The sequence below is a fragment of the Actinomadura citrea genome, assembly GCF_013409045.1.
Lineage (GTDB): Bacteria > Actinomycetota > Actinomycetes > Streptosporangiales > Streptosporangiaceae > Spirillospora > Spirillospora citrea.
In genome coordinates this window covers 8035710-8061446 of the sequence record NZ_JACCBT010000001.1, presented here as the reverse complement: position 1 = coordinate 8061446, position 25737 = coordinate 8035710, and the positions used below count along the sequence as shown (strand labels likewise).

The 25737-nt window shown below is 72.3% G+C and carries 24 protein-coding genes; 14 read left to right on the top strand and 10 right to left on the bottom strand.

Annotation, left to right across the window (positions count from 1 at the left end; genetic code table 11):
- Positions 1-69 precede the first annotated feature (69 nt).
- Positions 70-1077 carry an adenylate/guanylate cyclase domain-containing protein gene (locus BJ999_RS36840; protein WP_179837526.1) on the top strand — a complete coding sequence of 336 codons (1008 nt, stop codon included), beginning with the start codon at positions 70-72 and terminating at the stop codon, positions 1075-1077.
- A gap of 3 nt (positions 1078-1080) precedes the next feature.
- Here the strand turns inward: BJ999_RS36840 and bfr are convergent, their stop codons facing one another.
- Both bfr and BJ999_RS36830 read right to left on the bottom strand, forming a co-directional pair.
- On the bottom strand, positions 1081-1578 hold the full coding sequence (bfr, locus tag BJ999_RS36835; RefSeq protein ID WP_179837525.1) for a bacterioferritin: 498 nt from the start codon (positions 1576-1578) through the stop codon (positions 1081-1083).
- 94 nt (positions 1579-1672) lie between these two features.
- On the bottom strand, positions 1673-1984 hold the full coding sequence (locus tag BJ999_RS36830; RefSeq protein WP_179837524.1) for a (2Fe-2S)-binding protein: 312 nt from the start codon (positions 1982-1984) through the stop codon (positions 1673-1675).
- Positions 1985-2218: 234 nt separating this feature from the next.
- Between BJ999_RS36830 and glgX the strand changes: the two genes are divergently transcribed.
- The 5 genes from glgX (at position 2219) to BJ999_RS36805 (ending at position 10834) form a co-directional block, all read left to right on the top strand.
- Positions 2219-4384, top strand: coding sequence for a glycogen debranching protein GlgX (gene glgX, locus BJ999_RS36825; RefSeq protein ID WP_179837523.1), 2166 nt, complete (start codon positions 2219-2221; stop codon positions 4382-4384).
- Between the two features lie 16 nt (positions 4385-4400).
- On the top strand, positions 4401-6794 hold the full coding sequence (gene treY, locus BJ999_RS36820; protein WP_179837522.1) for a malto-oligosyltrehalose synthase: 2394 nt from the start codon (positions 4401-4403) through the stop codon (positions 6792-6794).
- Entirely contained in the window at positions 6791-8668 is a 1878-nt protein-coding gene (treZ, locus tag BJ999_RS36815) for a malto-oligosyltrehalose trehalohydrolase (RefSeq protein ID WP_179837521.1), read from the top strand. The genes treY and treZ overlap by 4 nt, the downstream gene beginning before the upstream one ends.
- Before the next feature lie 123 nt (positions 8669-8791).
- Positions 8792-9463, top strand: coding sequence for a response regulator transcription factor (locus BJ999_RS36810; RefSeq protein WP_019629095.1), 672 nt, complete (start codon positions 8792-8794; stop codon positions 9461-9463).
- Between the two features lie 99 nt (positions 9464-9562).
- A complete protein-coding gene (locus tag BJ999_RS36805; protein ID WP_179837520.1) occupies positions 9563-10834 on the top strand; it encodes an ATP-binding protein in 1272 nt (423 codons plus the stop codon).
- Between the two features lie 18 nt (positions 10835-10852).
- On the opposite strand, the gene BJ999_RS36800 is transcribed toward BJ999_RS36805, so the two are convergent.
- Complete coding sequence (locus BJ999_RS36800) at positions 10853-11440, bottom strand: GtrA family protein (RefSeq protein WP_229810743.1); 588 nt, start codon at positions 11438-11440, stop codon at positions 10853-10855.
- Positions 11441-11695: 255 nt separating this feature from the next.
- On the opposite strand from BJ999_RS36800, the gene BJ999_RS36795 reads away from it, so the two are divergent.
- Positions 11696-12853 carry a 5-(carboxyamino)imidazole ribonucleotide synthase gene (locus BJ999_RS36795; RefSeq protein ID WP_179839062.1) on the top strand — a complete coding sequence of 386 codons (1158 nt, stop codon included), beginning with the start codon at positions 11696-11698 and terminating at the stop codon, positions 12851-12853.
- A gap of 49 nt (positions 12854-12902) precedes the next feature.
- On the top strand, positions 12903-13370 hold the full coding sequence (gene purE / locus BJ999_RS36790) for a 5-(carboxyamino)imidazole ribonucleotide mutase (protein ID WP_179839061.1): 468 nt from the start codon (positions 12903-12905) through the stop codon (positions 13368-13370).
- A gap of 25 nt (positions 13371-13395) precedes the next feature.
- Here purE and BJ999_RS36785 read toward each other — a convergent pair whose 3' ends face one another.
- Positions 13396-13815 (bottom strand): CoA-binding protein, encoded by a 420-nt coding sequence (locus tag BJ999_RS36785; protein WP_179837518.1) that lies wholly within the window; start codon positions 13813-13815, stop codon positions 13396-13398.
- 61 nt (positions 13816-13876) lie between these two features.
- The gene (locus tag BJ999_RS36780) at positions 13877-15211 is read right to left on the bottom strand and encodes a UDP-glucose dehydrogenase family protein (protein ID WP_179837517.1); all 1335 of its coding nucleotides are present in this window, start codon (positions 15209-15211) and stop codon (positions 13877-13879) included.
- A gap of 114 nt (positions 15212-15325) precedes the next feature.
- Between BJ999_RS36780 and BJ999_RS36775 the strand changes: the two genes are divergently transcribed.
- Complete coding sequence (locus BJ999_RS36775) at positions 15326-16498, top strand: acyl-CoA dehydrogenase family protein (RefSeq protein WP_179837516.1); 1173 nt, start codon at positions 15326-15328, stop codon at positions 16496-16498.
- A 67-nt stretch (positions 16499-16565) separates the two neighbouring features.
- Here BJ999_RS36775 and BJ999_RS36770 read toward each other — a convergent pair whose 3' ends face one another.
- From BJ999_RS36770 to BJ999_RS36760, 3 genes are all read right to left on the bottom strand, one after another.
- Positions 16566-17186, bottom strand: a complete 621-nt coding sequence (locus BJ999_RS36770) for a hypothetical protein (protein WP_179837515.1) — start codon at positions 17184-17186, stop codon at positions 16566-16568.
- Between the two features lie 106 nt (positions 17187-17292).
- Complete coding sequence (locus BJ999_RS36765) at positions 17293-18099, bottom strand: thioesterase family protein (protein ID WP_179837514.1); 807 nt, start codon at positions 18097-18099, stop codon at positions 17293-17295.
- Between the two features lie 70 nt (positions 18100-18169).
- Complete coding sequence (locus tag BJ999_RS36760; protein WP_179837513.1) at positions 18170-19837, bottom strand: LCP family protein; 1668 nt, start codon at positions 19835-19837, stop codon at positions 18170-18172.
- 270 nt (positions 19838-20107) lie between these two features.
- Between BJ999_RS36760 and BJ999_RS36755 the strand changes: the two genes are divergently transcribed.
- Together BJ999_RS36755 and BJ999_RS36750 are read left to right on the top strand one after the other, a co-directional pair.
- On the top strand, positions 20108-21160 hold the full coding sequence (locus BJ999_RS36755; RefSeq protein WP_179837512.1) for a glycosyltransferase family 2 protein: 1053 nt from the start codon (positions 20108-20110) through the stop codon (positions 21158-21160).
- Positions 21161-21259: 99 nt separating this feature from the next.
- Positions 21260-22000, top strand: coding sequence for a hypothetical protein (locus BJ999_RS36750; RefSeq protein ID WP_179837511.1), 741 nt, complete (start codon positions 21260-21262; stop codon positions 21998-22000).
- Between the two features lie 31 nt (positions 22001-22031).
- On the opposite strand, the gene BJ999_RS36745 is transcribed toward BJ999_RS36750, so the two are convergent.
- Both BJ999_RS36745 and ispD read right to left on the bottom strand, forming a co-directional pair.
- Positions 22032-22781, bottom strand: coding sequence for a glycerophosphodiester phosphodiesterase (locus BJ999_RS36745; RefSeq protein ID WP_179837510.1), 750 nt, complete (start codon positions 22779-22781; stop codon positions 22032-22034).
- Complete coding sequence (ispD, locus tag BJ999_RS36740; RefSeq protein ID WP_179837509.1) at positions 22778-23479, bottom strand: 2-C-methyl-D-erythritol 4-phosphate cytidylyltransferase; 702 nt, start codon at positions 23477-23479, stop codon at positions 22778-22780. The genes BJ999_RS36745 and ispD overlap by 4 nt, the downstream gene beginning before the upstream one ends.
- Positions 23480-23559: 80 nt before the next feature.
- On the opposite strand from ispD, the gene BJ999_RS43860 reads away from it, so the two are divergent.
- From BJ999_RS43860 to BJ999_RS36725, 3 genes are read left to right on the top strand one after another with little or no spacing between them, the layout of a single operon-like run.
- On the top strand, positions 23560-24348 hold the full coding sequence (locus BJ999_RS43860; protein ID WP_179837508.1) for a DUF5941 domain-containing protein: 789 nt from the start codon (positions 23560-23562) through the stop codon (positions 24346-24348).
- Entirely contained in the window at positions 24345-24998 is a 654-nt protein-coding gene (locus BJ999_RS43855; RefSeq protein ID WP_179837507.1) for a DUF5941 domain-containing protein, read from the top strand. Before BJ999_RS43860 ends, BJ999_RS43855 begins: the two co-directional genes overlap by 4 nt.
- Positions 24995-25726, top strand: a complete 732-nt coding sequence (locus tag BJ999_RS36725; protein WP_179837506.1) for a phosphocholine cytidylyltransferase family protein — start codon at positions 24995-24997, stop codon at positions 25724-25726. The genes BJ999_RS43855 and BJ999_RS36725 overlap by 4 nt, the downstream gene beginning before the upstream one ends.
- Positions 25727-25737 lie beyond the last annotated feature (11 nt).

Genomic DNA, 25737 nt, shown 5'->3' with positions numbered 1-25737 from the left:
ATATGTGCGGGTACCGATCCACGACGCCGCCGCCACGGCCCACGGCGGCTGCGGACTGAGGGGCGGATGATGGCGGCCGGATTGCCGGATCCGAAGGAGATCGAAGAGCTCCTGCTCGGAGGCGAGCTGCGGTACAACCGCGTCGAGGCGGTCCGCCTGTCCGGGGTGTCCCGGGACTTCGCCGGCCGGATCTGGCGGGCGTTCGGCTACCCGTCGATGCCGGACGAGACGATCGCCTACACCGAGGGCGACGTGGCGGCGCTGGACCGCCTCCGCAGGCTCGTCGATGACGGGGTCCTGGACGAGGACGGCGTGATCCGCCTGGTCAGGGCGTTCGGCCAGACGATGACCAGGCTCGCCGAGTGGCAGGTCAACCTGCTGCGCAGCATGCTGACGCAGGACCTGACCGAGACGCCGTCGGCGCAGGCGGTGGACACGGTGGTGGACATCGCCGAGAAGCACATCGGCGACTTCGAACCGCTGGTGCTGCACGCCTGGCGGCGGCAGCTCGCGGCCGCGGGGACGCGGGCGCTGGCCGCGGCGGCGAGCCGGGAGAACGGCGATTCCGCGGGCCGGCCGATGACCACGGTCGGGTTCGCGGACATGGTCTCCTTCACCCAGGTCAGCCGGGAGCTGGAGGAGATCGAGCTGGCCCGCGTGGTGGAGTGGTTCGAGGAGACCGCCGCCGACATCATCGCCTCCTGCGGCGGCCGGCTGGTGAAGACGCTCGGCGACGAGGTGCTGTTCAGCGCGGGCACGCCGGAGATCGGCGCGGAGATCGCGCTGACGGTGGCGGCGGCGATCCAGGACGAGACCGAGGTCCCGGACGTGCGGGTCGGCGTCGCCCACGGGCCCGTCCTGCCGCTGATGGGCGACGTGTTCGGCACGACCGTGAACCTCGCGGCCCGGCTCACCTCCCTCGCCCGGCCGGGCGCGGTGGTGATCGACGCCGAGCTGGCGGCGTGCCTGGAGAAGGCGCCGGGCTACGAGGTCACGCGGATCGTCAAGCGCCCGGTGCGCGGCCTCGGCATCGTCCAGCCGTACGTGCTGCGCAGGAGCGGTGGGCGGACGACGTAGGGCTCAGACGGGGCTCGGGCCGCCCTCGCCGGGCGAGTCGGTGAGGCGCTGCAGGTAGTTCTGCTCGCCGAGGGCCTGGACGAGGCTCAGCTCGGTCTCCAGGTAGTCGATGTGCTCCTCCTCGTCGGCGAGGATGTCCTCGAAGATCCGGGCGGAGGTGACGTCGCCGCGCGAGCGCATGAGTTCGATGCCGGGCCGCAGCCGGGCCACGGCCTCCATCTCGACCTCCAGGTCCGCCTTGAGCTGCTCGACGATGGTCTGCCCGATGCGCAGGGTGCCGAGCTTCTGGTAGTTCGGCAGGCCCTCCAGGAACAGGATCCGGTCGGTGAGCCGCTCCGCGTGCCGCATCTCGTCGAAGGACTCGTCGCGGGTGTGCTTGGCGATACGGGTGAAGCCCCAGTTCTCCTGCATCTTGGCGTGCAGGAAGTACTGGTTGATCGCCGTGAGCTCGGCGGTGAGCTGCTCGTTCAGCAGAGCGATGATGTCGTTGTCGCCTTCCATGGCCCCATGCTTCCATGCCGGACCGGATCCGGGACAGTACCTATTCGCACACAGTGCGTTCCGATATAGAAACGGACGGTAAGGAAAGGGGTGCTCAGGCGGCGGTCGAGGAGGCGGGGTCGCTGCCGCCCACCCCGTGCACGACCTGCGCGGGAGCGGGAAGCGGCGAGCTCGCGAGGGGCGCCTCGGGGACGGCCGCCAGGGCGTGCGGGCCACCGGCCAGGGCGTCCGCCAGGGCGGTGGAGTCGCGGTACTCGCTGACCATCGCGTGGATGCGCTTGGTGCACAGCCCGCAGCCCGGCTTGAAGCCGCAGGCGGCCTTGACGGCCTTGGCGGTCGTGCAACCGCTCGCCATGCAGCCGTGAACGTCGTCCTCCGTGACGGCGTTGCAGATGCAGACGTACATTCCGGTGGGAGACCTTCCGTGCGGCTCGTCGTCTTCGCAGCGTGCCCCACCGGCACCGGTAAGGGCGCCCTCATTAAGGTAAGGCTCCCCTAACGTAACCCACTGATGTCCGTTCTGGCCAGTGGGGTCCTGATCGGTGTGATCTATCCCCTAGGGGGAAGAGCTTCGGGGGTGCGGCCGGCGGTACGTGCGCGGTCGGGCGCGCGGCGCCGCACCCTACGAAGGGCGGAACAATTGGCTCAGGTTTGGCCGGGTGACGCCTACCCCCTGGGGGCCCGGTTCGACGGCGCGGGGACGAACTTCGCCGTCTTCTCCGAGGTGGCCGAGAAGGTGGAGCTGTGCCTGTTCGACGGACCGGCGGGCGACGGTGAGGAGACGCGGCTGACGCTGCCGGAGGTGGACGCCTTCGTGTGGCACGGCTACCTGCCGGGCGTCATGCCGGGACGCCGGTACGGGTTCCGCGTGCACGGCCCCTACGATCCGCCGCGCGGGCTGCGCTGCAACCCCGCGAAGCTGCTGCTCGACCCGTACGCGCAGGCCGTCGAAGGACAGGTCGACTGGGACGAGGCTTGCTTCGGGTACGACTTCGGCGACCCCTGGTCGCGCAACGACGCCGACTCGGCGCGCCACACGATGCGGTCGGTGGTGGTCAGCCCGTACTTCGACTGGGGGGACGACCGCCCGCCCCGCACCCCCTACCACGAGACGGTGATCTACGAGGCGCACGTCAAGGGGCTGACCGCCCGGCATCCGGACATCCCGCCGGCGATGCGCGGCACGTACGCGGCGCTCGGCCACCCGGTGATCACCGACCATCTCCGCTCGATCGGGGTGACGGCGGTCGAGTTGATGCCCGTCCACCAGTTCGTCCACGACGACGCGCTGACGAGCCGGGGGCTGCGCAACTACTGGGGCTACAACACCATCGGCTTCTTCGCGCCGCACAACGAGTACTCCTCGTCCGGGCACCGCGGCGAGCAGGTGCTGGAGTTCAAGGCGATGGTGAAGTCGCTGCACGCGGCCGGGATCGAGGTGATCCTGGACGTCGTCTACAACCACACCGCCGAGGGCAACCACCTCGGGCCGACGCTGTCGTTCCGCGGCCTCGACAACGCCTCGTACTACCGGCTCACGGAGGACGACGCCCGCTACTACATGGACACCACGGGCACCGGCAACAGCCTGCTGATGCGCAGTCCCCACGTCCTGCAGCTGATCATGGATTCGCTGCGGTACTGGGTGACCGAGATGCACGTGGACGGGTTCCGCTTCGACCTCGCCGCGACGCTGGCCCGCGAGCTGCACGCGGTGGACCGGCTGTCGGCGTTCTTCGACCTCGTCCAGCAGGACCCGGTGGTCTCGCAGGTCAAGCTGATCGCCGAGCCGTGGGACGTCGGGGAGGGCGGCTACCAGGTCGGCAACTTCCCGCCGCTGTGGACGGAGTGGAACGGCCAGTACCGGGACACGACGCGCGACTACTGGCGCGGGCAGCCGGGCACGCTGCCCGACTTCGCCTCCCGGCTGACGGGCTCGTCCGACCTGTACGCCGACGACGGCCGCCGCCCCATCGCCTCGATCAACTTCGTGACCTGCCACGACGGCTTCACGCTGCACGACCTCGTCTCCTACGACGGCAAGCACAACGAGGCCAACGGGGAGGGCAACCGGGACGGCACCGACGACAACCGGTCGTGGAACTGCGGCCACGAGGGCGCGACGGACGACCTGGACATCATCTCGCTGCGCGAGCGGCAGAAGCGCAACTTCCTGACCACGCTGTTCCTGTCGCAGGGCGTGCCGATGCTCCTGCACGGGGACGAGATCGGCCGGACGCAGCGCGGGAACAACAACGCCTACTGCCAGGACGGCGAGCTGTCCTGGGTCGACTGGACGGGTCTGCGCGACGACACGTTCTTCGACGAGCGCGGCCCGCTGCTCGACTTCGTCCGCCGGTTGTCCGCACTGCGCACCGAGCATCCGGTGTTCCGGCGGCGCCGCTTCTTCCGCGGCGGCGACGACGGCTCCAAGCGCACCCGCGAGGGGACGAGGCCCGAGGATCTGCCGGACCTCGTCTGGTTCACGCCCGGCGGAACGGAGATGACCGGCGGGGACTGGTCCGCCGGCTTCAACAAGTCGCTGACCGTGTTCCTGAACGGCGACGCGATAGGCGAACCGGACCGGCGCGGACGGCAGGTCAGGGACGCCTCGTTCCTGCTGCTCGTCAACGCCCACGACGGGGACCTGGCGTTCGCGCTTCCGCCCGTGCTGTACGGGCAGATGTGGATAAAAGTGCTCGACACCGCCGACCCGCTGCTCGCCGAGGAGGAGTCGCCCGTCGTGAAGTCCCGCGAGAACGTGCCGGTCGGCGCCCGCTCCATCCAGGTCATGCGCCGGGTCTGAGGCAGGGATGACGCAGATGGACGACGACACGCAGACGGAGGGCGCGCCGGCGGACGACGGCACGCAGGCCGAGCCCGTCCCCGAGGAACCGCTTCCCGTCGCCGAACCCCCCGAGGAAACCGTGTCCGAGGACCACAGGCCCGAACGGGCGGAGACATCCGAACACGTGGACAGGGGCGTCCCGGAGGAGGACGCCCTCGCCGCGCCGCCGACCGGCACCTACCGCCTCCAGCTCCGCGGGACGCCCGAGGAGCACTTCGGATTCGCCGACGCCGCGGCGCTCGCCCCCTACCTGGCGGCCCTCGGCGTGTCGCACGTCTACCTGTCGCCGGTCCTGCAGGCCGCGCCGGGCTCCACGCACGGCTACGACGTCGTCGACCACTCCCGGCTGTCGGAGGAGCTGGGCGGGCCCGAGGCGTTCGGCTCCATGGTGACCCGGTTCCGGGCGCACGGCCTGCGGGTGCTGGTGGACGTCGTCCCGAACCACATGGCGATCCCGGAGCCGGCCGAGCTGAACCTGCCGTTCGCGGACGTCCTGGCGGAGGGGCCGCGGTCGCGGTTCGCCGGGTGGTTCGACATCGACTGGGAGGCGGGCGGCGGGCGGATCGTGCCGCCCGGCGAGGGCGAGCCCAACTACCGGCGCTTCTTCGACATCTCCGGCCTGATCGGGCTGCGGCAGGAGGACGCCGAGGTCTTCGAGCGCACGCACGCGCTGCTGCTGAACCTGGTCCGGGACGGCCTGGTGGACGGGCTGCGCGTCGACCATCCCGACGGGCTCGCCGACCCGCGCGGCTACCTGCGGTGGCTCTCCGAGGCCGCCCCGGACCGCTGGCTGCTCGTCGAGAAGATCACCGAGGGGGAGGAGCGGCTGCCGCCGGACTGGCCGTGCGCGGGCACCACCGGCTACGACGCGCTCGGAATGATCGGCGGGCTGTTCCTCGGCCCCGCCGGGGAGAAGCCGCTGACCGACTACTACGTGTCGCTCACGGGCGCCCCGGCCGGCTTCGAGGAGGTCGAGCGCGACGCCCGGATGCACGCCGCCACGCACAGCCTCACCCCCGAGATCGGGCGGCTCCAGCGCGTGCTCGACCGGGTCGTGGGCGAGCGCCGTCCCGGCCTTGAGCGGGCGCTGGTCGAACTGCTGGTCGCCATGCCCGTCTACCGCGCGTACGTCGTGCCCGGGGAGGACGCCCCCCAGCAGGCCGTGGACATCGTGAACGAGGCCGCCCGCCGTGCGCGCGCGCACCTGCCGGAGGACATGCACGGCGACCTGGAGGTCATCGTGGATCTGGCCCTCGGCCGCGGTGAGCGCACTGACGCCGAGTTCATCGTGCGGTTCCAGCAGACGTCGTCCCCGCTCGCCGCCAAGGGCGTGGAGGACACGGCGTTCTACCGGTGGAACCGCATGGCCGCGCTGAACGAGGTCGGCGGTGCGCCAGGGCGGTTCAGCGTCGGCCAGCCCGACTTCCACTCGTTCTGCATACGGCTTGCCCGCGACTGGCCGTTGACGATGACGACGCTGTCCACCCACGACACCAAGCGCGAGGAGGATGTGCGCGCCTGGCTGGCGGTGTTGTCGGAACTGCCCGCGGAGTGGGCCGCATCGGTGGATCGGTGGCGGAACTGGGGTCCCGGCACATCACCCTTGGAACCGGACCTGGAATACCTGTTCTGGCAGACGCTCGTCGGTGCGTGGCCGCTCACCATCGGACGACTGGAGGAATTCCTCACCAAGGCGATGCGCGAGGCCAAGACGCGCACTTCCTGGGCCGAACAGGATCCCGACTACGAGGAGGCCGTCCTGAAGTACGCTCGCGGCGTCCTGGCCGATCCGGACCTGGTGACCGACATGACGTCGTTCGTCGCGAAGCTGGCCCCGTACGCGCGCGTGAACACGCTCGGGCAGAAGCTCGTCCAGCTGGCGATGCCGGGCGTCCCGGACGTCTACCAGGGCTGCGAGATGACGGGCCTGTCGCTGGTCGACCCCGACAACCGGCGGCCGGTCGACTACGGGCGGCGCCGCGAGCACCTGTTCCGGCTCGACACTGGGCGGCAGCCGAAGGAAGTGGACGACGAGAAGCTGCTGGTCACGTCCCGGGCGCTGCGGCTGCGCCGGTCCCATCCGGAGTGGTTCGGCCCCGGTTCCCGGCATGAGCCGGTCACCGCGCGCGGGCCCGCCGCCGACCACGTCGTGGGGTTCGCCCGGGGCGAGGCCGTCGCGCTGGCCACCCGGCTCCCCGTGGGCCTGGAAGGCCGCGGCGGCTGGAAGGGCACGCGCGTGGACGTCCGCCGCCAGGGCTGGCGGGACGTCCTGACCGGCTGCACGCACATGGGCCCGATCCTGGACGCCTCGCGTGTGTTCGAGCACCTTCCCGTCGCGCTGCTCGTCCCCCGGGAGATCGATCGGTGAGCACCCGTTTCGAGGTGTGGGCCCCGGCCGCCGGCCGCGTGGACGTCGAGGCCGGCGGCGCCCGTCACGCCATGGAGGCGCGGTCTTCCGGCTCGGTGTCCTCCGGATGGTGGGAGGCCGAAGTCGAGGACGTCTCTCATGGGACGGACTACGGGTTCGTCTTGGACGAGGCGGACGAGGTGCTGCCCGACCCCCGTTCGCCCTGGCAGCCCAAAGGCGTCCACGGGCGGAGCCGCGTCTACGACCACGGACGGTTCGCCTGGACCGACCAGCACTGGCACGGCCGCCCGCTCGCCGGCAGTGTCCTGTACGAGATGCACGTGGGCACGTTCACGCCCGAGGGGACGTTCGACGCGGCGATCGAGCGGCTCGACCATCTGGTGGCGCTCGGCATAGACGCCGTGGAACTGCTGCCGGTCGCGTCTTTCCCCGGCAATCACGGCTGGGGTTACGACGGAGTTCACCTTTGGGCGCCGCACGAGCCCTACGGCGGCCCGGACGGTCTGAAGCGTTTCGTGGACGCCGCCCACGCGCGCGGCCTGGCCGTCGTCCTGGACGTCGTCTACAACCACCTGGGGCCGGACGGGAACCGCCTGGGAAGCTTCGGCCCGTACTTCACCAGCGCCCATGCCACCCCCTGGGGCGACGCCGTGAACTTCGACCAGGAAGGGTCGGACGAGGTCCGCGCGTTCGTCGTCCAGAACGCGCTGATGTGGTTGCGCGACTACCACTTCGACGGACTGCGCCTCGACGCCGTCCACGCCATCACCGACCACGGCGCGGTCCACCTCCTGGAAGAGATGGGACGCGCCGTGGCTGCGCTTTCGGCTCATCTTGGCCGGGAACTGTTCCTCATCGCCGAATCGGACCTGAACGACCCGCGCCTGGTGACGTCCAGGGAAGCGGGCGGATACGGCTTGGACGCCCAGTGGAGCGACGACTTCCACCACGCCCTGCACGCGGCGCTCACAGGTGAGAGGCAGGGCTACTACTGCGACTTCGGCTCCCTGGAAACGCTGAAGAAGGCTTTCACCGGGGCGTTCGTCCACGACGGGACGATGTCGACCTACCGGGGGCGGCGCCACGGCCGTCCGGTGAATGTCCGGGAGACGCCCGCGCACAGATTCCTCGGTTTCCTGCAGAACCACGACCAGGTGGGCAACCGCGCGGCGGGCGACCGCATCGGCGCCCTTCTGCCGTCCCCCGGCCTGCTCAAAGTCGGTGCGGCGCTGCTCCTGCTCGGGCCTTTCACGCCCATGCTCTTCATGGGCGAGGAATGGGGAGCGACGACCCCGTGGTGCTACTTCACCGACCACCAGGACCCGGAACTGGCACGCGCGGTCAGCGAGGGACGGCGGCGCGAGTTCTCCCGGCACGGCTGGAGCGGCGAGGTCCCCGATCCACAGGCTGTGGACACGTTCCGCCGGTCCGTCCTCGACTGGGCCGAACCGGACCGGCCGCCGCACGCCGACCTGCTCGGATGGCACCGCGACCTGATCGCGCTGCGCCGCTCCCGCCCCGAGCTGAACGACCCCCGGCTGACCGCGACGACGGTCGAGACGCACGAGGGGGCGGACAACGGGACGGGCAACGGGACGGGCAACGGGACGGCCGGTGAGGCGGCCGATGTCGCGGCGCGCCGGCTGACCGTGCGGCGCGGCTCGGTGTGCGTGGCGGCGAACCTCGGCGACCGGCCCGTCCTGGTTCCGTTGCCCGGTCCCGGCGGGGCCGCCCCGGGGCTGCTGCTCGCGTCGGATCCGGCTATTCACCTCGACCCGGTCGGTCTCGGCGATTCCGGAACGGCGTCGGTGGTGCTGCCGGGCGCCTCGGTCGCGGTACTCGACCTGGCCGGGGTCCCAGCACTGCGGGCATGATACGGCCTACCTCCCGATCGCACCCGAAAAGCGGTGTTCGTGGATGTACTACGAGTGGCAAACCGCAGGTCAAGAGCGCGGCGGCAGCCGTGCAAAGGTCAAGATTGGTCATACGATCGGTTCATGACCTCAGTACTGCTCGCCGAGGACGACACGTCCATCTCCGAGCCTCTCGCCCGCGCGCTGCGTCGCGAGGGGTACACCGTCGAAGTCAGTCCCGACGGCCCGCAGGCGCTGGAGCGGGCGCTCGGGGGCGGCGTGGACCTGATCGTCCTCGATCTCGGCCTTCCCGAACTGGACGGCCTTGAGGTGGCCCGCCGGGTGCGGGCCGAGGGGCACGGCGTGCCCATCCTGATCCTGACCGCCCGTGCCGACGAGGTCGACACCGTCGTCGGACTGGACGCGGGCGCCGACGACTACGTGACCAAGCCGTTCCGGCTGGCCGAGCTGCTCGCGCGGGTGCGGGCTCTACTGCGCCGGGGCAGCACCGAGACTCCGATCGTCCAGGGGGTGCGGATCGACGCCGAGTCGCGCCGCGCCTGGATGGGCGACCAGGAGCTGCAGCTCACCACCAAGGAGTTCGACCTGCTGCGCGTCCTCGTGCGGGACGCGGGCAAGGTCGTGACCCGCGAACAGATCATGCGCGAGGTGTGGGACACCAACTGGTGGGGTTCCACCAAGACCCTCGACATGCATATTTCCTGGCTGCGCCGCAAGCTCGGCGACGATGCCGGCAGTCCCCGCTACATCACCACGGTGCGGGGCGTCGGCTTCCGGTTCGAGCGCGGCGACTAGCACCGGCCGCCGCGGCCCGGCGGGACGCCGGGGGCCTTCCCGAGAGGCCCCCGGGGCGCGTGCCGCACGGTCCGCGGCCCCACCCTCGAAGGAGCCCTGATGAGGCGCCGACTGCTCCTGTCGACGCTCGCGGTGGCGGTGGTCGCGCTGCTCCTGCTCGGCATACCCCTCGCCTACGCCGCGCACAAGCTCGTCTACGAGGAGGCCGGCCGGTCGCTCGACCGGGAGGCGTCCTCCATCGCCGGCGGCGTCGGCTACAGCCTGGAGGCGCGCCAGCCGGTGACCCCGGCGGTCCTCGCCCGGGAGTACCCGGGCCGGCACGTCTCGATCACGTTGCCGGACGGCCGGACGCTCACCGCCGGGCCGCAGCGGCGCGGGCGCGTCCTGTCGTCGACGGCCGTGCACGGCCGGGTCCGGGTGCGGGTGTCGCGCCCGGAGGCCCAGGTCCGCGACGCCGCGTTGCGGCTGCTCCTGCTCGTCGGCAGCCTGGCCCTGCTCGGCGTGGCCGTCACGGTCTGCCTGGCGATGGTGCAGGCCCGCAGGCTGACGCTGCCGCTGGTCGACCTCGCCGAGACCGCTGACCGGCTCGGCAGCGGCAACGCCCGGCCGCGCCCGCGCCGCTACGGCATCCCCGAGGTCGACCGGGTCGCCGAGGTGCTGGACCGCAGCGCCGTCCGCATCACCGACCTGCTGGTCGCCAGCCGCGAGTTCGCGGCCGACGCCAGCCACCAGCTCCGCACCCCGCTGACCGCGCTGTCCATGCGGCTGGAGGAGATGATCGAGGCGGCCGACTACCCCGACGTCGTACGGGAGGAGGGCGCGGCGGCGCTCGCGCAGGCCGAGCGGCTCGTCGCGGTCGTCGAGCAGCTGCTCGCCCGCGCCCGGCACGACCGGACCGGCGGCGCCGTCCCGTCCCCGATCGACGAGATCATCGCCCAGCAGGTCGAGGAGTGGCGGCCGAGCTTCCGCAAGGCCGGCCGGGACGTGCGGATCATCGGCGAGCAGGGCCTCGTCGGCATGACCCACCCCGAGGGCCTCTCCCAGATCGTCGCCACGCTCCTGGAGAACTCCCTGACGCACGGCGCCGGCATCGTGACCATCCACACCAAGCCGGGCGCGAGCTCGGTGGTGGTCGAGGTCGGCGACGAGGGCGAGGGGATCCCGTCGGAGCTGGAGCCCCGCATCTTCGAGCGCAGCGTCTCCGGGGGCCTCGGCACCGGCCTCGGCCTCTACCTGGCCCGCTCCCTGGCGGTGGTGGACGGCGGGCGCCTGGAGCTGATCCAGTCGCGTCCCGCGGTGTTCGGGGTCTTCCTGCGCCAGGCCGCCGAGGTCCGGCTGGCCGCCGAACGCGTGGTCATGGGCCCCGCCTGAGAGCCGGCCGGGCTCCGGTCAGATCTCGGCGTAGTCCTCGGCGGTGCGGTCGAGGGGGTGCGGGAGCCGGGGCGCGGAGCCCGGGGCGGTGGCGCGGGTCGCGCCGGGGCCCTCGGGGGCGGGCTCGTCCGCGGGGGCCTCGGGCAGCCCGGACGCCGGGTCGACGTGAGGGGCGCTCGCCGGCAGGAACACCCACTTCTTGTAGGACCAGAAGCGGAACAGCGTCGCCACCCCGGTGCCGACGACCAGCGCGATGTTGAAGAACACGGCGCCGTCCAGCCCGAGGACGTAGTGCGAGAAGCCGATGAACAGCTCGGTGATCACCAGGCCGACGCCGTTCAGCGCGAAGAACAGCACGTACTCGCGGCCGAGGCCGGTGCGGTCGCGGTGCCGGAACGTCCAGTAGCGGTTGGCCAGGTAGGAGAACGTCGTCGCGATCACCGTGGCGACGCCGTTGGACGTGAGCGGGCCCACCCCCAGGCCGGTGTGCAGGCCGTTGCCGATCGCGAACGTGATGACGAACGCGATGGCGCCCACGCTGCCGAACTGGGCCAGTTCCCGCACGAGGTGCGCGAAACGCCGGTGGATCTTGGCGACCAGGCTCACGAAGCGAAACCGTCCTTCCGGGCTTGCACTGTGGGGCGCGGCCGGCGGCCGGCGACTGCGGGGGAGGCACCACGAGGATAGACGCCCGTGGCCCCCGGGACGTCGGAACATGAACGTTTCACGCTCACGCCCCGTTCCGTGCCCACTGCGGAGCCGCCCACACACCGTTGATGATCCTCACGCACCTTCGACGCGGACGCCGCGTGATTCGTTCGCCCGTCCGCCCGATAGCCTTTCGACGTGAAGGTTCGTGAGATGCCCGTGGTCGGGATGGCGGGCGGAGGGCAGCTCGCAAGGATGACCCAGCAGGCCGCGATCGCGCTCGGCGTGCCGCTGCGCGTGCTCGCCGGGGCGCCGGAGGAGTCGGCGGCCCGGGTCGTCTCGGACGTGCGGGTCGGCAACGACCGCGCGCTCGACGACCTGCTGGCCTTCGCCCAGGGCTGCGACGTGGTGACGTTCGACCACGAGCACGTCCCGGGGCCGCACATCCAGAAGCTGGAGGCCACGGGCGTCCCGTGCCGGCCCGGGTCGGCCGCCCTCGCGCACGCCCAGGACAAGCTCGTCATGCGCGAGCGCCTGTCCGAGCTGGGCGTTCCCTGTCCCGCCTACGCGCCCGTCCCGTCGCCCGAGCCGCGGGCGTTCCTGGAGGTGTTCGGCCGCGAGCACGGCTGGCCGCTGGTCCTGAAGTCCACCCGCGGCGGCTATGACGGCAAGGGCGTCTGGGTCGTCGGCGACCTTGCGGAGGCCGAGGTCGCCGAGCGGCTGCAGGCCGAGGGCGTCGACCTGATGGTGGAGCAGCACGTCGCCTTCGGCCGCGAGCTGGCCGCGCTCGTCGCGCGCTCCCCCTACGGGCAGGGCGCCGCCTACCCGATCGTGGAGACCGTCCAGGAGGGCGGGATCTGCACCGAGGTGATCTCGCCCGCCCCCGGCCTGTCGAGGGACCTCGCCGCCGGCGCGCAGAGCCTCGCCCTGCGCGTCGCGGACGAGCTGGGCGTCGTCGGCCTCCTCGCCGTCGAGCTCTTCGAGACGGACGGCGGCCTGCTGGTGAACGAGCTCGCCATGCGCCCGCACAACTCCGGGCACTGGACGATCGAGGGCGCCCGGACGTCGCAGTTCGAGCAGCACCTGCGGGCCGTCCTCGACCTGCCGCTCGGCTCCACCGAGCCCACCGCCCCGTACACGGTGATGGCCAACGTCCTCGGCGGCGACGACCCGGACGTCTACCCCCGCTACATCCACGTGATGGCCCACGACCCGGGCGTCAAGGTGCACATGTACGGCAAGGAGTCCCGTCCGGGACGCAAGATCGGCCATGTGACCGCGCTCGGCGCCGACCTCGCCGAGGTCCGCGAGCGCGCCCGGCACGCCGCCGACTACCTGCGCTGGGGCCCCGCCATGAAAGATCATCAGTGAGCGAGTTCGAGGGGAGGCGCGCGTGAGCGACCCGGTCGTCGGCGTGGTGATGGGGAGCGACTCGGACTGGCCCGTGATGGAGGCCGCCGCCAGGGCGCTGGAGGAGTTCGGCGTCCCCTACGAGGCCGACGTGGTGTCCGCGCACCGCATGCCGCACGACATGATCGCCTACGGGGAGGACGCGGCGGCCCGCGGCCTCCGCGTGATCATCGCGGGGGCGGGCGGCGCCGCGCACCTGCCGGGCATGCTGGCCTCGGTGACGCCGCTGCCGGTGATCGGCGTGCCCGTCCCGCTGAAGTACCTGGACGGGATGGACTCGCTGCTGTCGATCGTGCAGATGCCCGCGGGCGTCCCCGTCGCGACGGTGGCGGTCGGCGCGGCCCGCAACGCGGGGCTGCTGGCCGTCCGGATCCTGGCCGCCTCCGACACCGACCTGCGGGCCAAGATGACGGTGTTCCAGCAGGACCTCTACGGTCAGGCCAAGGCGAAGGGCGCGCGGCTGCGAGAGCGGCTCTGAAGCACGCTCGCCGCCGCGGGATCGCTCAGCGCCGCAGCGCCCACTCGACGGCGGGGCAGCGGTCCATGACGACGTCGAGCCCGGCGTCCCTGGCGCGCCGGGCCGCCGCCTCGTCGATCACCTGGAGCGGCAGCCACACCGCCTTGGCGCCCGCCGCGATCGCCTCGTCCACCGCCTGCCCGGCGTGCTCGGCACGGCGGTAGACGCCCACCACGTCCACCTCGGAGGCGTCCGGGACGTCGGCGAGGGAGGCGTACCCCTTCTCGCCGAGCACCTCCCGCGCCGCCGGGTGCACGGGGATGATCCGCTTCCCGCGCTGCTGCATCAGCCGCGCCTGGCTGTGGACCTCCCGCTCCGGGTTGTCCCCGAGGCCGACGAAGGCCCACGTCCTCGACTCGTTCAGCAGGCGGCGGATCACCGCCTGGTCGGCGAAGTCAGTGGTCATGTCCGCCACAACACCGCCCGCGGCCGCTTTAGTTCCGTTTTGGATCCGCTTTGGATCCGCGTCAGGGACGTCCGAGGGCCCGGTAGTTCCACCCGGCCGCGCGCCACAGTTCGGGGTCGAGCGCGTTGCGCCCGTCCACGATGTTGCGCTCCGCCACGGCCTCGGCGACCGTGGCCGGGTCCATGTCCCGGAACTCCGCCCACTCCGTCAGCAGCAGGACGGCGTGCGCGTCCTGGACGGCCGACATCGCCGACTCGCCGTACTCCAGAGTCGGCTGGGCGCGGCGCGCATTGCGCATGGCCTGCGGGTCGTAGACGGTCACCCTGGCGCCCTGGGCGCGGATGGAGGCGGCCACGTCCAGCGCGGGGGAGTCGCGCACGTCGTCGGAGTTCGGCTTGAACGCGGCGCCGAGGACGCCGACCGTCCGCCCGGCGAAGGAGCCGCCGAGCAGCTGCCGGGCGAGGTCCACCATCCGGATCCGGCGCCGGATGTTGATCTCGTCGACCTCGCGCAGGAAGGTCAGCGCCTGGTCGGCGCCGAGCTCGCCCGCCCTGGCCATGAAGGCCCGGATGTCCTTCGGCAGGCAGCCGCCGCCGAACCCCAGCCCCGGGCCGAGGAACTTGCCGCCGATCCGGTCGTCGTAGGACAGCGCCTCCGAGAGCTTCGTCACGTCCGCGTGCGCGGCCTCGCACACCTCCGCCATCGCGTTGATGAACGAGATCTTGGTGGCGAGGAACGCGTTCGCCGACACCTTGACCAGCTCGGCGGTCGGGAAGTCGGCGGTGATGAAGGGCGTCCCCTCGGCGATCATCGTCCGGTAGACCTCGCGGAGCACCTTCTCGGCGTGCTCGGCGGCGCCCCGCTCGGGGGGCAGCCCGATCACGATCCGGTCGGGGTGCAGGGTGTCCTGGACGGCGAAGCCCTCGCGCAGGAACTCGGGGTTCCACGCGAGCACGGCGTCCTCGCCCGCCGGGGAGGCCTTGGCGAGCGCCTCGCCGAGCCGCGCGGCCGTCCCGACCGGCACGGTCGACTTGCCGACGACAAGGCTGGGCCGCTCCAGCAGCGGCGCCAGCGACGCGATCGCGCCGTCGACGTAGGTCAGGTCGGCCGCGTACTCCCCGGCCTTCTGCGGGGTCCCCACGCACAGGAAGTGGACGTCGCCGAACTCCGCGACCTCCTCGTAGGACGTGGTGAAGCGCAGCCGCCCGGTCTCCAGCCCCCTGCGCAGCACGGGTTCGAGCCCCGGCTCGTACACGGGCAGGTCGCCGGCCGAGAGCCGCGCGATCTTCTCCTCGTCCACGTCGAGACCCAGTACCTCGAAACCCAGGTCGGCCATGCACGCCGCGTGGGTCGCGCCGAGGTAACCGGTTCCGATGACCGTCAGCCGGTGGGACAAGGCCTGCTCCTCTCCGTTCGCTGTCGCCGACTAGCGGCCTTATTGGACACGTGCCCGCTGCGGGCGGGTACCCGCGTCGCCGGCCATTGCCTACTGGCCGGTAGCATCGGCGCCATGGATGCTGACTTTCCCGCGTACGCGCCGTCTGAGGAGCATGAGCTGTTGCGGCGGACGGTGCGTGAGCTGGCCGAGGCCAAGATTGCTCCTTTCGCGGCGGAGGTGGATGAGGAGTCGCGGTTCCCGCAGGAGGCGTTGGACGCTCTGGTGGCCAATGGTCTTCATGCGGTGCACGTGCCCGAATCGTACGGGGGTGCGGGGGCGGATGCGTTGGCGACGGTGATCGTGATCGAGGAGGTGGCGCGGGTGTGCGCGTCTTCTTCGTTGATTCCGGCGGTGAACAAGCTGGGGACGGTTCCGGTTCTGCTGGCGGGGTCGCAGGGGTTGCGGGAGCGTTTTCTCGGGCCGGTGGCGCGGGGGGAGGCGATGTTCTCGTATGCGTTGTCGGAGGCGGATGCGGGGTCGGATGCGGCGGGGATGCGGACGCGGGCGGTGCGTGATGGGGATCACTGGGTGCTGGACGGCGCGAAGATGTGGATCACCAATGCGGGGGTGTCGCGGTTCTACACGGTGATGGCGGTGACCGAGCCGGGTGCGGGGGCGCGGGGGATCTCGGCGTTCGTGGTGGATTCCGAGACCGATGCGGGGGTGTCGTTCGGGGCCAGGGAGCGCAAGTTGGGGATCAAGGGGTCGCCGACGCGTCAGGTGGTCCTGGAGGGGGTGCGGGTTCCGGCGGATCGGATGATCGGGGCTGAGGGGACGGGGTTCAAGACGGCGTTGGCGACGTTGGACCATACGCGGATCACGATCGCGGCGCAGGCGTTGGGGATCGCGCAGGGGGCGCTGGATTTCGCGGTGGGGTATGTCAAGCAGCGGCGGCAGTTCGGTCGGGCGGTCGCTGATTTCCAGGGTGTGCAGTTCATGCTGGCCGATATGGCGATGCGGTTGGAGGGTGCGCGGCAGTTGACGTATCACGCGGCGGTGAAGTCCGAGCGGGCGATGGGGGGTGAGCGTGTGCCGGATCTGACGTTCGTGTCGTCGGCGTGCAAGACGCTGGCCTCGGATGTGGCGATGGATGTGACCACTGATGCGGTGCAGTTGCTGGGCGGGTACGGGTACACGCGGGAGTTCCCGGTGGAGCGGATGATGCGCGACGCCAAGATCACCCAGATCTACGAGGGCACCAACCAGATCCAGCGCATGGTCATGGCCCGCCAGCTCCTGAAGTAGCCCCCGGCGGCGCGGTCGAGGGGCGGGCCGTGCGGCCCGCCCCTCGGTCTCAGCGCCGTGCGCCGGCTCAGTCGTGCGAGATGTCGAGGATCATGGCGCCGTTCTTGGCCCGGTGCGGCCGCAGCGTGAGGCCGTCGTAGTTGGCGTTGGAACGGGGCGAGGCCGCGTCGATCGAGGTGATCATCACCCCGTGGCGGCCGCGCGAGGAGAAGGTCACCCGGCTGCCCTCGATCTTGATGTGCAGCGGGTCCATCCCCAGCTTCGGGTCGAACGTGATGGTCTGACCGTCCTTGACCTCGACCTGACACTCCGCGTCCTCGCAGGCCTTCAGGTCGGTGCCGTCCTTGGCCTCGGACGTCCCCTTGGGGGCCGCGGCGTCCTGCTCCGGTGCGGTGTTCGGCTTCGGCTCGGCGTTCGCCGCCGGGTTCGCCGGGTTTGCCGGGTTCGCCGCCGGGTTCGCCGCCGGGTTCGGGTTCGCGTTCGGTGCCTGTACCGGTGCCGGTTCGGACGCCGTGTTCACGGTGAACGGGTCCATGTCGAACGCCGGGTTGGTGCCGGATGGGGCGTTCGCGCGCGGCGGGGCCGGCGGCGGCATGGTGCGCGCGACGCTCGCGGCGGCGACGCCGCCGCCGAGCGCCACGGAGATCGCGGCGGTCGTGGTGAGCAAGCCGAGCATCCTTGTGGACATCTCTGCACTCCTGACGAGGTGGGAACTCTGCTCTCTGTCGCCCAGGCGCTACTCACAGTAGCAGAATAGTGACACAGAGTGGCGATCCCGCTCTTCCGGGCCGCGTTCAGCCGGGCGGGCGCTCGTCCACGAGGAGGGTCTGCAGGACGCGGCCGAGCTCGCCGGAGCGGTCGGCGAGCGTCCCCTGGCAGAGCGCGCTGCCGCCCGGTGCGGCGTCCAGGGACGCGGCGAGGCACAGCCACTCGCCCACGGGATCGCGGTGCAGCGCGACGGTCACGTCGGTGTTGATGATCAGCCACTCGGCCGGGTCGAGCTGGCTGCCGATGCCGGACGCGCTGTCGGCGAGCGTCAGCGCGCGGACGAGGGGGGTGTCGGCCTCGCCCGCCACCAGCGGGATCCGCGGCCGCGCCCAGACCGTCCCCGGGCCGGGCGCGCCGAAGGCGCCGCGGACGAGCCGCCACTCCAGCGCGGACAGGTAGCCGTCCCGGTGCATGCCCGCCCACTCGCCGAACGGCTCCGGCGTCCCGGGCAGGTCAGGCGGCGCGGCGGCGTGCACGACGGGCTCCAGCCGGGAGGGGGCCGCCATGATCCGCCAGGCGCTCGCGCGGGCGACCGGCCGCCCCTCGTGCGTGATCTCGCCTTCGAGGAAGGCGACCCTCCTGCCGGGGCGGACCACGCGCACGCCGACCTCCAGCTCCGCCACGGGCACGGGACTGAGGATCTCGACCGTGACCCGCGCCAGCCGGGTGCCGGGGGCGGGGTCGTGCCGCTCGAAGGCCCGCCCGATGAGCGCCGAGAACGGCCCGCCGTGCTGGAGGCCCGGCGACCAGGGGCCCGCCGTCGCGGCCGTGGAGGCGAACCTCCCGCCGCCGAGCGGCTCGTAGAACGACTCGGCGGGCACGTCCTCGCCCATGCTGCTTCCTCCCCGCTCGCGACTAGAAATGCATTCTAGAAGGCGGGGGCGGCGGCGGGGACCGTCCCGCTCAGCCGCAGAGCTTCTGGGTGGCCGTGCCGGTCTCGATGGCGGACCCTCCCGACGGCTGCGCGCTCGGCGACTCCTTCACCTCGACCTCCTTCACGCCGGCCCAGTCCGCGCCGTCCCAGTCCGCGCCGACCATCACCTGCACCTGGGAGCCGAGCGAGGAGACCTTCTTGCGCTTGGCGTCCGGGATCGCGGCGGCGAGGGTCTTGGCCGAGTCCTCCCGTCCCGGCCCGTAGAGGATCTGCGTCGTCTGCTGCCCGCGCCGCGCCACGCCCGGTACGACGGTCACCTTGAAGCCGGCCTCGCGGAGCTCGCCGCCCGCCTTGGTGGCCAGGCCGCGGGTGCCGATCGCGTTGAGGACGCGGACGGAGATCTCGTCCGGCGGCACCGTCGGCTCGTCCCCGGACTTCTTCGTCGGCGTGGCGCTCGGCTTCGGGCTCTGCGTCGCGAGCGGCTGGTCGCGGCGGAGCCGGGTGAACAGGTCGCGCGCCTTGTGCTGGTCCCACTGGACGGTCGACTGCGCCGACGGCGCGTTCCACAGCACGGCGTTGTAGGCCGGGTTCGAGAGCGGCACCTTCGCGAACGTGAGGTCGTCGGTCGAGAGGTTCTTCATCTGGTCGGCGAGCCCCGGCAGGTTGTCGGCCAGCTTCTCGTCGACGCGCAGCGACTTCAGCGAGGCGTTCAGGAACCTCGTGGACTTGACCGGGTCGCCGAGCGTCTTCGTCGACAGCGCCTGCTTCAGCATCGCCGCCATGAACTGCTGCTGGCGGTCGATGCGGCCGAGGTCGCTGCCGCCGGTCAGGGAGTAGCGGGCGCGGGCGAACGCGAGCGCCTTCAGGCCGTCCACGTGCGACTTTCCGGCCGGGAGCCGCAGGCCGCTCTTCTTGTCGTCGACGGCCTGCTCGGTGCACACGTCCACGCCGCCGATCGCGTCCACCATGCGCACGAACCCGTAGAAGTTCACCTCGACGTAGTGGTCGATCGACACGCCGGTCGCCTGCTTGATCGTGCTGACGGTGAGGTCGGGCCCCCCGAACTGGTAGGCCCAGGTGAGCTTGCCCGGACGGGCCGGGACCCGCGTCCCCTTGGCGCCCTCCGACCCGTTGGACCGGTGCCCCGGGATCGTCACGTAGGAGTCGCGGGGAAGGCTCACGACCGAGACGCTGTCGTGGTCGCGGGAAACGTGCACCAGCAGCATCGTGTCGGAGCGCTCGCCCGCCTCGTGCCCGAGCTTGGCGGCCTTCTGCTGCTCCTTCGTCAGGCCCTCGCGCCGGTCGACGCCCGCCACCAGGATGGTCATGGCGCCCTTGGGTGTGTCCTTGCCCTTGCCGAGCCCGCCGACCGAGACCTTGTCGATCATGCCGGTGACGTAGTTCTGGAACGCCCACGCGCCGCCCGAGGTCAGCAGCACGAACGCCGAGGCCGTCCCGGTGAGGGTGAGGAAGCGCTTCTGCCTTCGCGCGCTCGTCGCCGCGCGCGGGCTCAGCCCCCGGCCGGGCCGGCGCGGCCCGCGCGGGCTCTCCACCGGGACGCGCGGCGCGGGCATCCCGTCGATGGTCACGCCCTCGATGTCGCCGTCGTCCTCGGCCGCGTGGGCGCCGGGACGCGGCCGGAAATAGCGCTCCAGGGGGTCGGCGTCGCCGCGACCCGAGTCGTGCCCGTCTGCCATTTCGGCCGCCGCCTCCCGATGATCACGTGCTGACGCGAGTCCACACCACTCTAAAGTGGGGGACACCCGTCCGTTCGCTACCTGGACCTCGTGTCCTTGCAGTAACGTGGCGCCGTCTTGACCACACCCCGGCGGCCCGCGCGCAAACCTGGGTGGCGTGGGCTGCGTCAGACAAGCGAGCAAGAGAGAGGAAGGGGCGCCTCCCTCCGGTCCGCCGGACGGGTGCGCCCGCGAGCCCACATGAATTCGTCTCCCCATGCCCAGCGCGCCATGAACCAGGAAACCCGCTACGCCGTGAAGCCCCTTCCCGACTCCGGTCAGCGCACGTGGCCCGCCGTCTCGGTGGTGATGCCGGTCCTCAACGAGGAGCGCCACCTGACCGACGCCGTACGCCGCATCCTCAGCCAGGACTACCCGGGCGAACTGGAGCTCGTGCTCGCCATCGGGCCGTCCCGCGACCGCACCGAGGAGATCGCCCGCAAACTGGCCGCCGAGGACGCGCGCGTCATCGTCGTCGCGAACCCGACGGGGCGCACCCCGCAGGGCCTCAACATCGCGATCAAGGCGTCGCAGTACTCGATCATCGTCCGGGTGGACGGGCACTCCCTGCTGCCCGCCGACTACGTCCGCGCCGCCGTCGAGACGATGGAGGAGACGGGCGCCGACAACGTCGGCGGGATCATGGCGGCCGAGGGCGTCACCCCGTTCGAGAAGGCCGTGGCGCGCGCGATGACCTCCAAGCTCGGCGTCGGCAACGCCCGCTTCCACACCGGCGGCGAGGCGGGCGAGGTGGAGACCGTCTACCTCGGCACGTTCCGCCGCAGCGCGCTCGACCGCGTCGGCGGCTACGACGAGACGTTCACCCGCGCGCAGGACTGGGAGATGAACCACCGCATCCGGCAGAGCGGCGGCCGCATCTACTTCACCCCCCGCATGCGCGTCACCTACCGGCCCCGGCCCAACCTGCGGGCCCTCGCCCGGCAGTACTTCCACACCGGGCGCTGGCGGCGCGTCGTCGGGCGCGAGCACCAGGGCACGCTCAACCTGCGCTACCTCGCGCCGCCGATCGCCGTCGTGGCGATGGCGGCGGGCGTGGTCGCGGGGCTGTTCGGGTTCTGGCCCGGCTGGATCCTGCCCGCCGGATACGCGGCCGCGATGATCGCCGGTGCCGCCGTGGAGGGGCGCGGACTGCCTCCGGCCGCCTGGATCCGGCTCCCGCTCGTCTTCGCCACCATGCACGTGACCTGGGGCGTCGGATTCCTGACCAGCCCGCCGCGGCTCGGCCAGCCCGCCCCGATCAAACCCGGCGAAACCGTCCAGTAGCGGGCAGAAAAGTACGATCACCACCGAACCGCCATGGTGCGCGGCCCGTCTGACCGTTAGGTTTGGCGGGATCTCGCCCGCCGCAGTTCGGAGGTGGCCATGTCCAACGGAGCGCGCCACGGTCTCGGCGTGTTGATCGGGCTCGTGGTGACCCCGGTGATCGCGCTGTGCCTGATGTACAGCACGACCAAGTTCACGGAGTACTTCCGGTACTTCTTCACCCGGGGCGGCGAGGACCGCTGGGTCGGCGCCGGGGTGGTCCTGGTGGCGGCGGTGCTGGTGGGCCTGGCCGCCGGGTCGCGCGTGTCGCCGCTCGCCTCGCTGATCCCGGGAGCCGCCTACACGGCGATCGGCTTCCTCTGGCTCGCGGCGCCGCGCTTCGCGTTCGAGCACTCGGGACGCGGCGTGCTGAGCCGCGAGCTCTACCTCGGCTACACGACGCTCGCCCCCTACGGGGTCTTCCTGCTCCTGGGCGTCGCGCTCCTGGTCGCCTCGCTCGCGCCGTCGCGCTGGAAGGCCCGGACGGCCGCCGCGCCCCGGTACGGCGGACCGCCTCCCGCGCCGATGGGCCCGCCGCCCATGCACGGCGGCCAGGCGCCCATGGGCGCGCCCCAGCCGCCTCCCGCGCCGGGACAGAGCCCGCCCTGGCAGGGCGGGCCGCAGTACGGGCAGCCGCCCGCTCAGCCGCACGGGCGGCAGCCCGGCTCGAACCCGCCTCCGCTGCCGCCAGCCCGGCGCGCCGAGGACGCCCGCTCCGAGCCGCCCGCCAAGAGCGGCTCGGACGACGAGGACCCTCCGGGCGAGTGGACGCAGATGTACGGCGGCAACCGCCCGAGCTGACCCCCGGCCGCCGGCGCCCCGCCGCCGGCGTCTAGACGGCCGCGAGCACGCCGGGGACGTCGTTGACCACCATCGCGTCGAACCCGGCCGCCGCGTAGGTCGGGGCGGCCTCGGCCGACGGGCACCAGGCGATCGCCTCCAGGCCCGCCTTGTGCGCGATCTCCACGCAGTGCTCCAGCGGCCGCAGCCGCGTGTCGGGGTGCTCGGTGCCGCACGACCCGGTGTGCACGGCGACGACGTCCATCCCGAGGCCCGCCGCGGCAGGGACGGCGTGCCACAGCGGGAACCGCAGCCACGTCAGCAGCCCGAGCGGGACGCCCGGCGCCTCCTCGCGCAGGAACATCAGCAGCGACGGGTCGAACGACGTGACGAGCAGCCGGCGCCGCTCCGCCTCCCGCCTCAGCACCGGGGCCAGGAGCGCGCCGGTGCGGCGGGACGGGTCGTCCAGCGCGTCCTCCAGCACGGTCTTCACGTCCACGTCCACCGCCACGTCCGCCGGCAGCGCGTCGAAGATCTCGGTGAGCAGCGGCAGGCCGCTCGCGGTCGCGGGCAGGTCGACCAGGTGGTCGCCGTCCACGGTCGTCGGGTCGTGCCGCAGGACGAGGACGTCGTCGGCGGTCCGCGTCACGTCGATCTCGATCCAGGACAGGCCCGCCTCCACCGCGGCGAGCATCGAGGGCAGCGTGTTCTCGGCGACGGCCTCCCGCGCCCCGGGCGGGGTGACCTCGCCCGATCCGAAGCCGCGGTGGCCGATGACGGTGGGGGTGTTCTCGAAGATCACGGTGCTTCCTCGCTGGCGAGATGTTCGGCGATGACGGCGTCGAGCGGCTGGGTGACCTTGAGGTTGCGCTCGCTGCCCGCCACGACCCGGATCGGGACGTCCGGCAGGTAGCGGTGCACGATCCCGCAGTCGTCGGTGGCGCGCAGCCCCGGGTCGGCGAGGGCCAGCTCGTAGGCCTTGCGGATCGTGCCGAGCCGGAACCCCTGCGGCGTCTGGAACCGGGTCAGCGTCTCGCGCGGCGGCATCGACGCGACCGTCCCGTCCTCGACCACCACGATCGTGTCGGACGACGGCACGCCGACCGCGACGGCCTCCCCGTCGTCCAGCGCGTCCAGCACGCGGTCGATGACCGGGCGGTCGACGAACGGGCGCGCCGCGTCGTGGAACAGGACGCGGACGTCGTCGGGACGGTCCTCCAGCAGGCGCAGCGCCGCCACCGTGGACGCGGTCCGGGTCGCACCGCCCTCGATCACCGCCGCCGTCTTGCCGAACGGCGCGGCGATCGCGGCCGCCTCGCGCAGATGCCCGGGCGCCATCACCACCACGACCTCGCCGATGCCCGGATGGGCGTCGAACGCGTGGACCGCGTGCGCCAGGATCGGCCGCCCGCCGACCTCCATGAGCTGTTTGGGGCGCCCGGCGCCCATGCGCTCGCCGACCCCGCCGGCGAGCACCACCGCAACCGTCCGCGTCGCCATTTCTTCCCGGTTTCCATGACTCTAGGTATTCGAGCCACTACGCTTTGCACTGCTCTGCTTCGACCGGCCCGGAGGCACCGATGGATCAGGCGCCCGCGCGTGAGCGGCCGGTCACGCTCAACGTACCGGACCACCCCGTGATCAACCGCCCGGATCGAGAGGCCGCCGATGCCGTGGACACCGTGGATGCGGATGTGGAGGGGGCGCGCCCGCGCGGCCGCGCCGAGCCCGGCGACGGCCTCGTCGCCGCCTACGTGACCGGACCCTGCGCCGCGGTCGTCGCCCGGTGGGCCGCCGAGCGCGGGATCACCGCCGGCGCCGTGTCGGCGTCCTCGCTCGCGCTCGCGGGCCTGGCGGCGGTGTGGTTCTCCGCCGGCGCGCGGAGCGGCCTCGTCGCCGGCGCGCTGCTGCTGACCGCCTCGCTCGTCCTCGGGCAGGCGGGCGCGGGCCTCGGCCGCCGGGCGAGCCCGTTCGCCGTCCGGCCGGACGCCGTCCTCGACCGCGTCGGGGAGCTCGCCGTCTACGCGGGTCTGGCGGCCGGGGCCGCGGTCTCCGGGGCGAGCGCGTGGTGGCCGGCGGTGGGCGCGGCGGCGCTGCTGTCCGTCCGCCACACGGTCTCGGCCTCGTACGCGGCGGGCCGGCACCCGCGCCGCGCCCGCCCGGCCCGGCGCGGCCGGCCGCTTCGGGGCGGGGCCGCGCGGCGGGCCGCCAAGAGCCTGCGGCTGCCGCTCGGGGAGCGGTTCGCGCTGATCGCCCTCACCGCCGCCCTCGCCGACGCGCGGCTGACGTTCGCCGCCCTGCTCGCGTGGGGCGCGGCCGCCGCCGCGCTGACCCTGGGCGGACGAGTGGCGAGGTCGCTGGCGCCATGACGACCGTGCGGACGTACCGCGACGACGGCCCGCTGTCGCACGCCCTCGGCCGGGTGGCGGGCGGAAGGCTCCCGCCGCTGCCGGTCGCCGTCCTCGCGGCGGCCGCCGCGGGCGTCCTGCTCGCGGCGGGGCCGCAGCCCGGAACGCGCCTCGGGCCCGAACCGGCGGTGTTCGCGCCGCTCGTCGTGCTGCTCCTGGCCGGGCCCGCGTCCGAGAGCCCGCACGCCGGGCGGCTGGACTGGCTGGTTCCGCCCATTCTGCGCGGGATCGAGTATGGTTACCTCGCCGTGTTGGGGGACGCGCGGGCAGTCCCGGCGCCGCTCGTCTACGTGCTGCTCACGGTTCTCGCGCTCCACCACTACGACGCCGCCTACCGCACCCGCCAGGGGCGCCGGCCGCCGCGGTGGGTCCGCCTCGCCGGGCTCGGCTGGGAGGGCCGGATGCTGTTCACCGCCTTCACAGGGGTGTTCGCGCCGCTTCCGTTCGCGTACGCGGCGCTGGCCGCCTACCTTGGCGTGTTGTCCGGCGGAGAGAGCGCCGCCACGTGGGCGCGGCACGGCCGCGCCGGCGGAGTGACGATCGACCTGACGAAGAAGTTGTCCGGGGGTGTGGGGGACGGCCCCCACGGCGAGAGGGAGAAGAGAGCATGATCGGCATGGTGCTGGCGGCGGGCGCGGGCCGGAGGCTGCGGCCGTACACCGACACCCTCCCCAAGGCCCTGGTCCCCGTGGACGGCGAGACCACCATCCTCGACATCGCCCTCGGCAACCTCGCCGAGGTCGGGCTGACCGACGTCGTGATCGTCGTCGGCTACCGCGCGGAAGCGGTGCGCGAGCGCAAGGCGGCCCTCGAGGAGCGGTACGGCGTGTCACTCACGCTCGTCCACAACGACAAGGCCGAGGAGTGGAACAACGCCTACTCCATGTGGCTTGCTCGGGAGCACTTCTCCAAGGGCGTCCTGATGGTCAACGGCGACACGGTCCATCCGGTGGGCGTCGAGAAGACCCTATTGGCGAACCGCGGACCGGACATCCTCCTGGCGGTGGACGACGTGAAAACTCTCGCCGACGAGGAGATGAAGGTGATCCTCGACGCCGAGGGCCGCCTGCGGACCATCACCAAGCTCATGGACCCCACCACCGCGAACGGCGAGTACATCGGCGCCACCCTGATCGAGCCGGCCGCCGCCGGGCCGCTGGCCGACGCGCTCAAGGCCACCTGGGAGCGCGACCCCGACCTCTACTACGAGGACGGTTACCAGGAGCTCGTGAACCGCGGCGGCCGCATCGGCGTCGCGCCCATCGGCGAGGTCGACTGGGTCGAGGTCGACAACCACGACGACCTGGAGAAGGCCCGCCGGATCGCCAAGGGCTACTGACCGCACGCCCG

Excerpts from the sequence above, each read along its gene's own strand:
- BJ999_RS36840 (WP_179837526.1), top strand. The coding sequence starts at position 70 with ATGGCGGCCGGATTGCCGGATCCGAAGGAGATCGAAGAGCTCCTGCTC.
- bfr (WP_179837525.1), bottom strand. The coding sequence starts at position 1,578 with ATGGAAGGCGACAACGACATCATCGCTCTGCTGAACGAGCAGCTCACC.
- BJ999_RS36830 (WP_179837524.1), bottom strand. The coding sequence starts at position 1,984 with ATGTACGTCTGCATCTGCAACGCCGTCACGGAGGACGACGTTCACGGC.
- treY (WP_179837522.1), top strand. The coding sequence starts at position 4,401 with ATGGACGACGACACGCAGACGGAGGGCGCGCCGGCGGACGACGGCACG.
- BJ999_RS36810 (WP_019629095.1), top strand. The coding sequence starts at position 8,792 with ATGACCTCAGTACTGCTCGCCGAGGACGACACGTCCATCTCCGAGCCT.
- BJ999_RS36805 (WP_179837520.1), top strand. The coding sequence starts at position 9,563 with ATGAGGCGCCGACTGCTCCTGTCGACGCTCGCGGTGGCGGTGGTCGCG.
- BJ999_RS36795 (WP_179839062.1), top strand. The coding sequence starts at position 11,696 with ATGCCCGTGGTCGGGATGGCGGGCGGAGGGCAGCTCGCAAGGATGACC.
- purE (WP_179839061.1), top strand. The coding sequence starts at position 12,903 with ATGGGGAGCGACTCGGACTGGCCCGTGATGGAGGCCGCCGCCAGGGCG.
- BJ999_RS36785 (WP_179837518.1), bottom strand. The coding sequence starts at position 13,815 with ATGACCACTGACTTCGCCGACCAGGCGGTGATCCGCCGCCTGCTGAAC.
- BJ999_RS36775 (WP_179837516.1), top strand. The coding sequence starts at position 15,326 with ATGGATGCTGACTTTCCCGCGTACGCGCCGTCTGAGGAGCATGAGCTG.
- BJ999_RS36770 (WP_179837515.1), bottom strand. The coding sequence starts at position 17,186 with ATGTCCACAAGGATGCTCGGCTTGCTCACCACGACCGCCGCGATCTCC.
- BJ999_RS36765 (WP_179837514.1), bottom strand. The coding sequence starts at position 18,099 with ATGGGCGAGGACGTGCCCGCCGAGTCGTTCTACGAGCCGCTCGGCGGC.
- BJ999_RS36760 (WP_179837513.1), bottom strand. The coding sequence starts at position 19,837 with ATGGCAGACGGGCACGACTCGGGTCGCGGCGACGCCGACCCCCTGGAG.
- BJ999_RS36755 (WP_179837512.1), top strand. The coding sequence starts at position 20,108 with ATGAACCAGGAAACCCGCTACGCCGTGAAGCCCCTTCCCGACTCCGGT.
- BJ999_RS36750 (WP_179837511.1), top strand. The coding sequence starts at position 21,260 with ATGTCCAACGGAGCGCGCCACGGTCTCGGCGTGTTGATCGGGCTCGTG.
- ispD (WP_179837509.1), bottom strand. The coding sequence starts at position 23,479 with ATGGCGACGCGGACGGTTGCGGTGGTGCTCGCCGGCGGGGTCGGCGAG.
- BJ999_RS43860 (WP_179837508.1), top strand. The coding sequence starts at position 23,560 with ATGGATCAGGCGCCCGCGCGTGAGCGGCCGGTCACGCTCAACGTACCG.
- BJ999_RS43855 (WP_179837507.1), top strand. The coding sequence starts at position 24,345 with ATGACGACCGTGCGGACGTACCGCGACGACGGCCCGCTGTCGCACGCC.
- BJ999_RS36725 (WP_179837506.1), top strand. The coding sequence starts at position 24,995 with ATGATCGGCATGGTGCTGGCGGCGGGCGCGGGCCGGAGGCTGCGGCCG.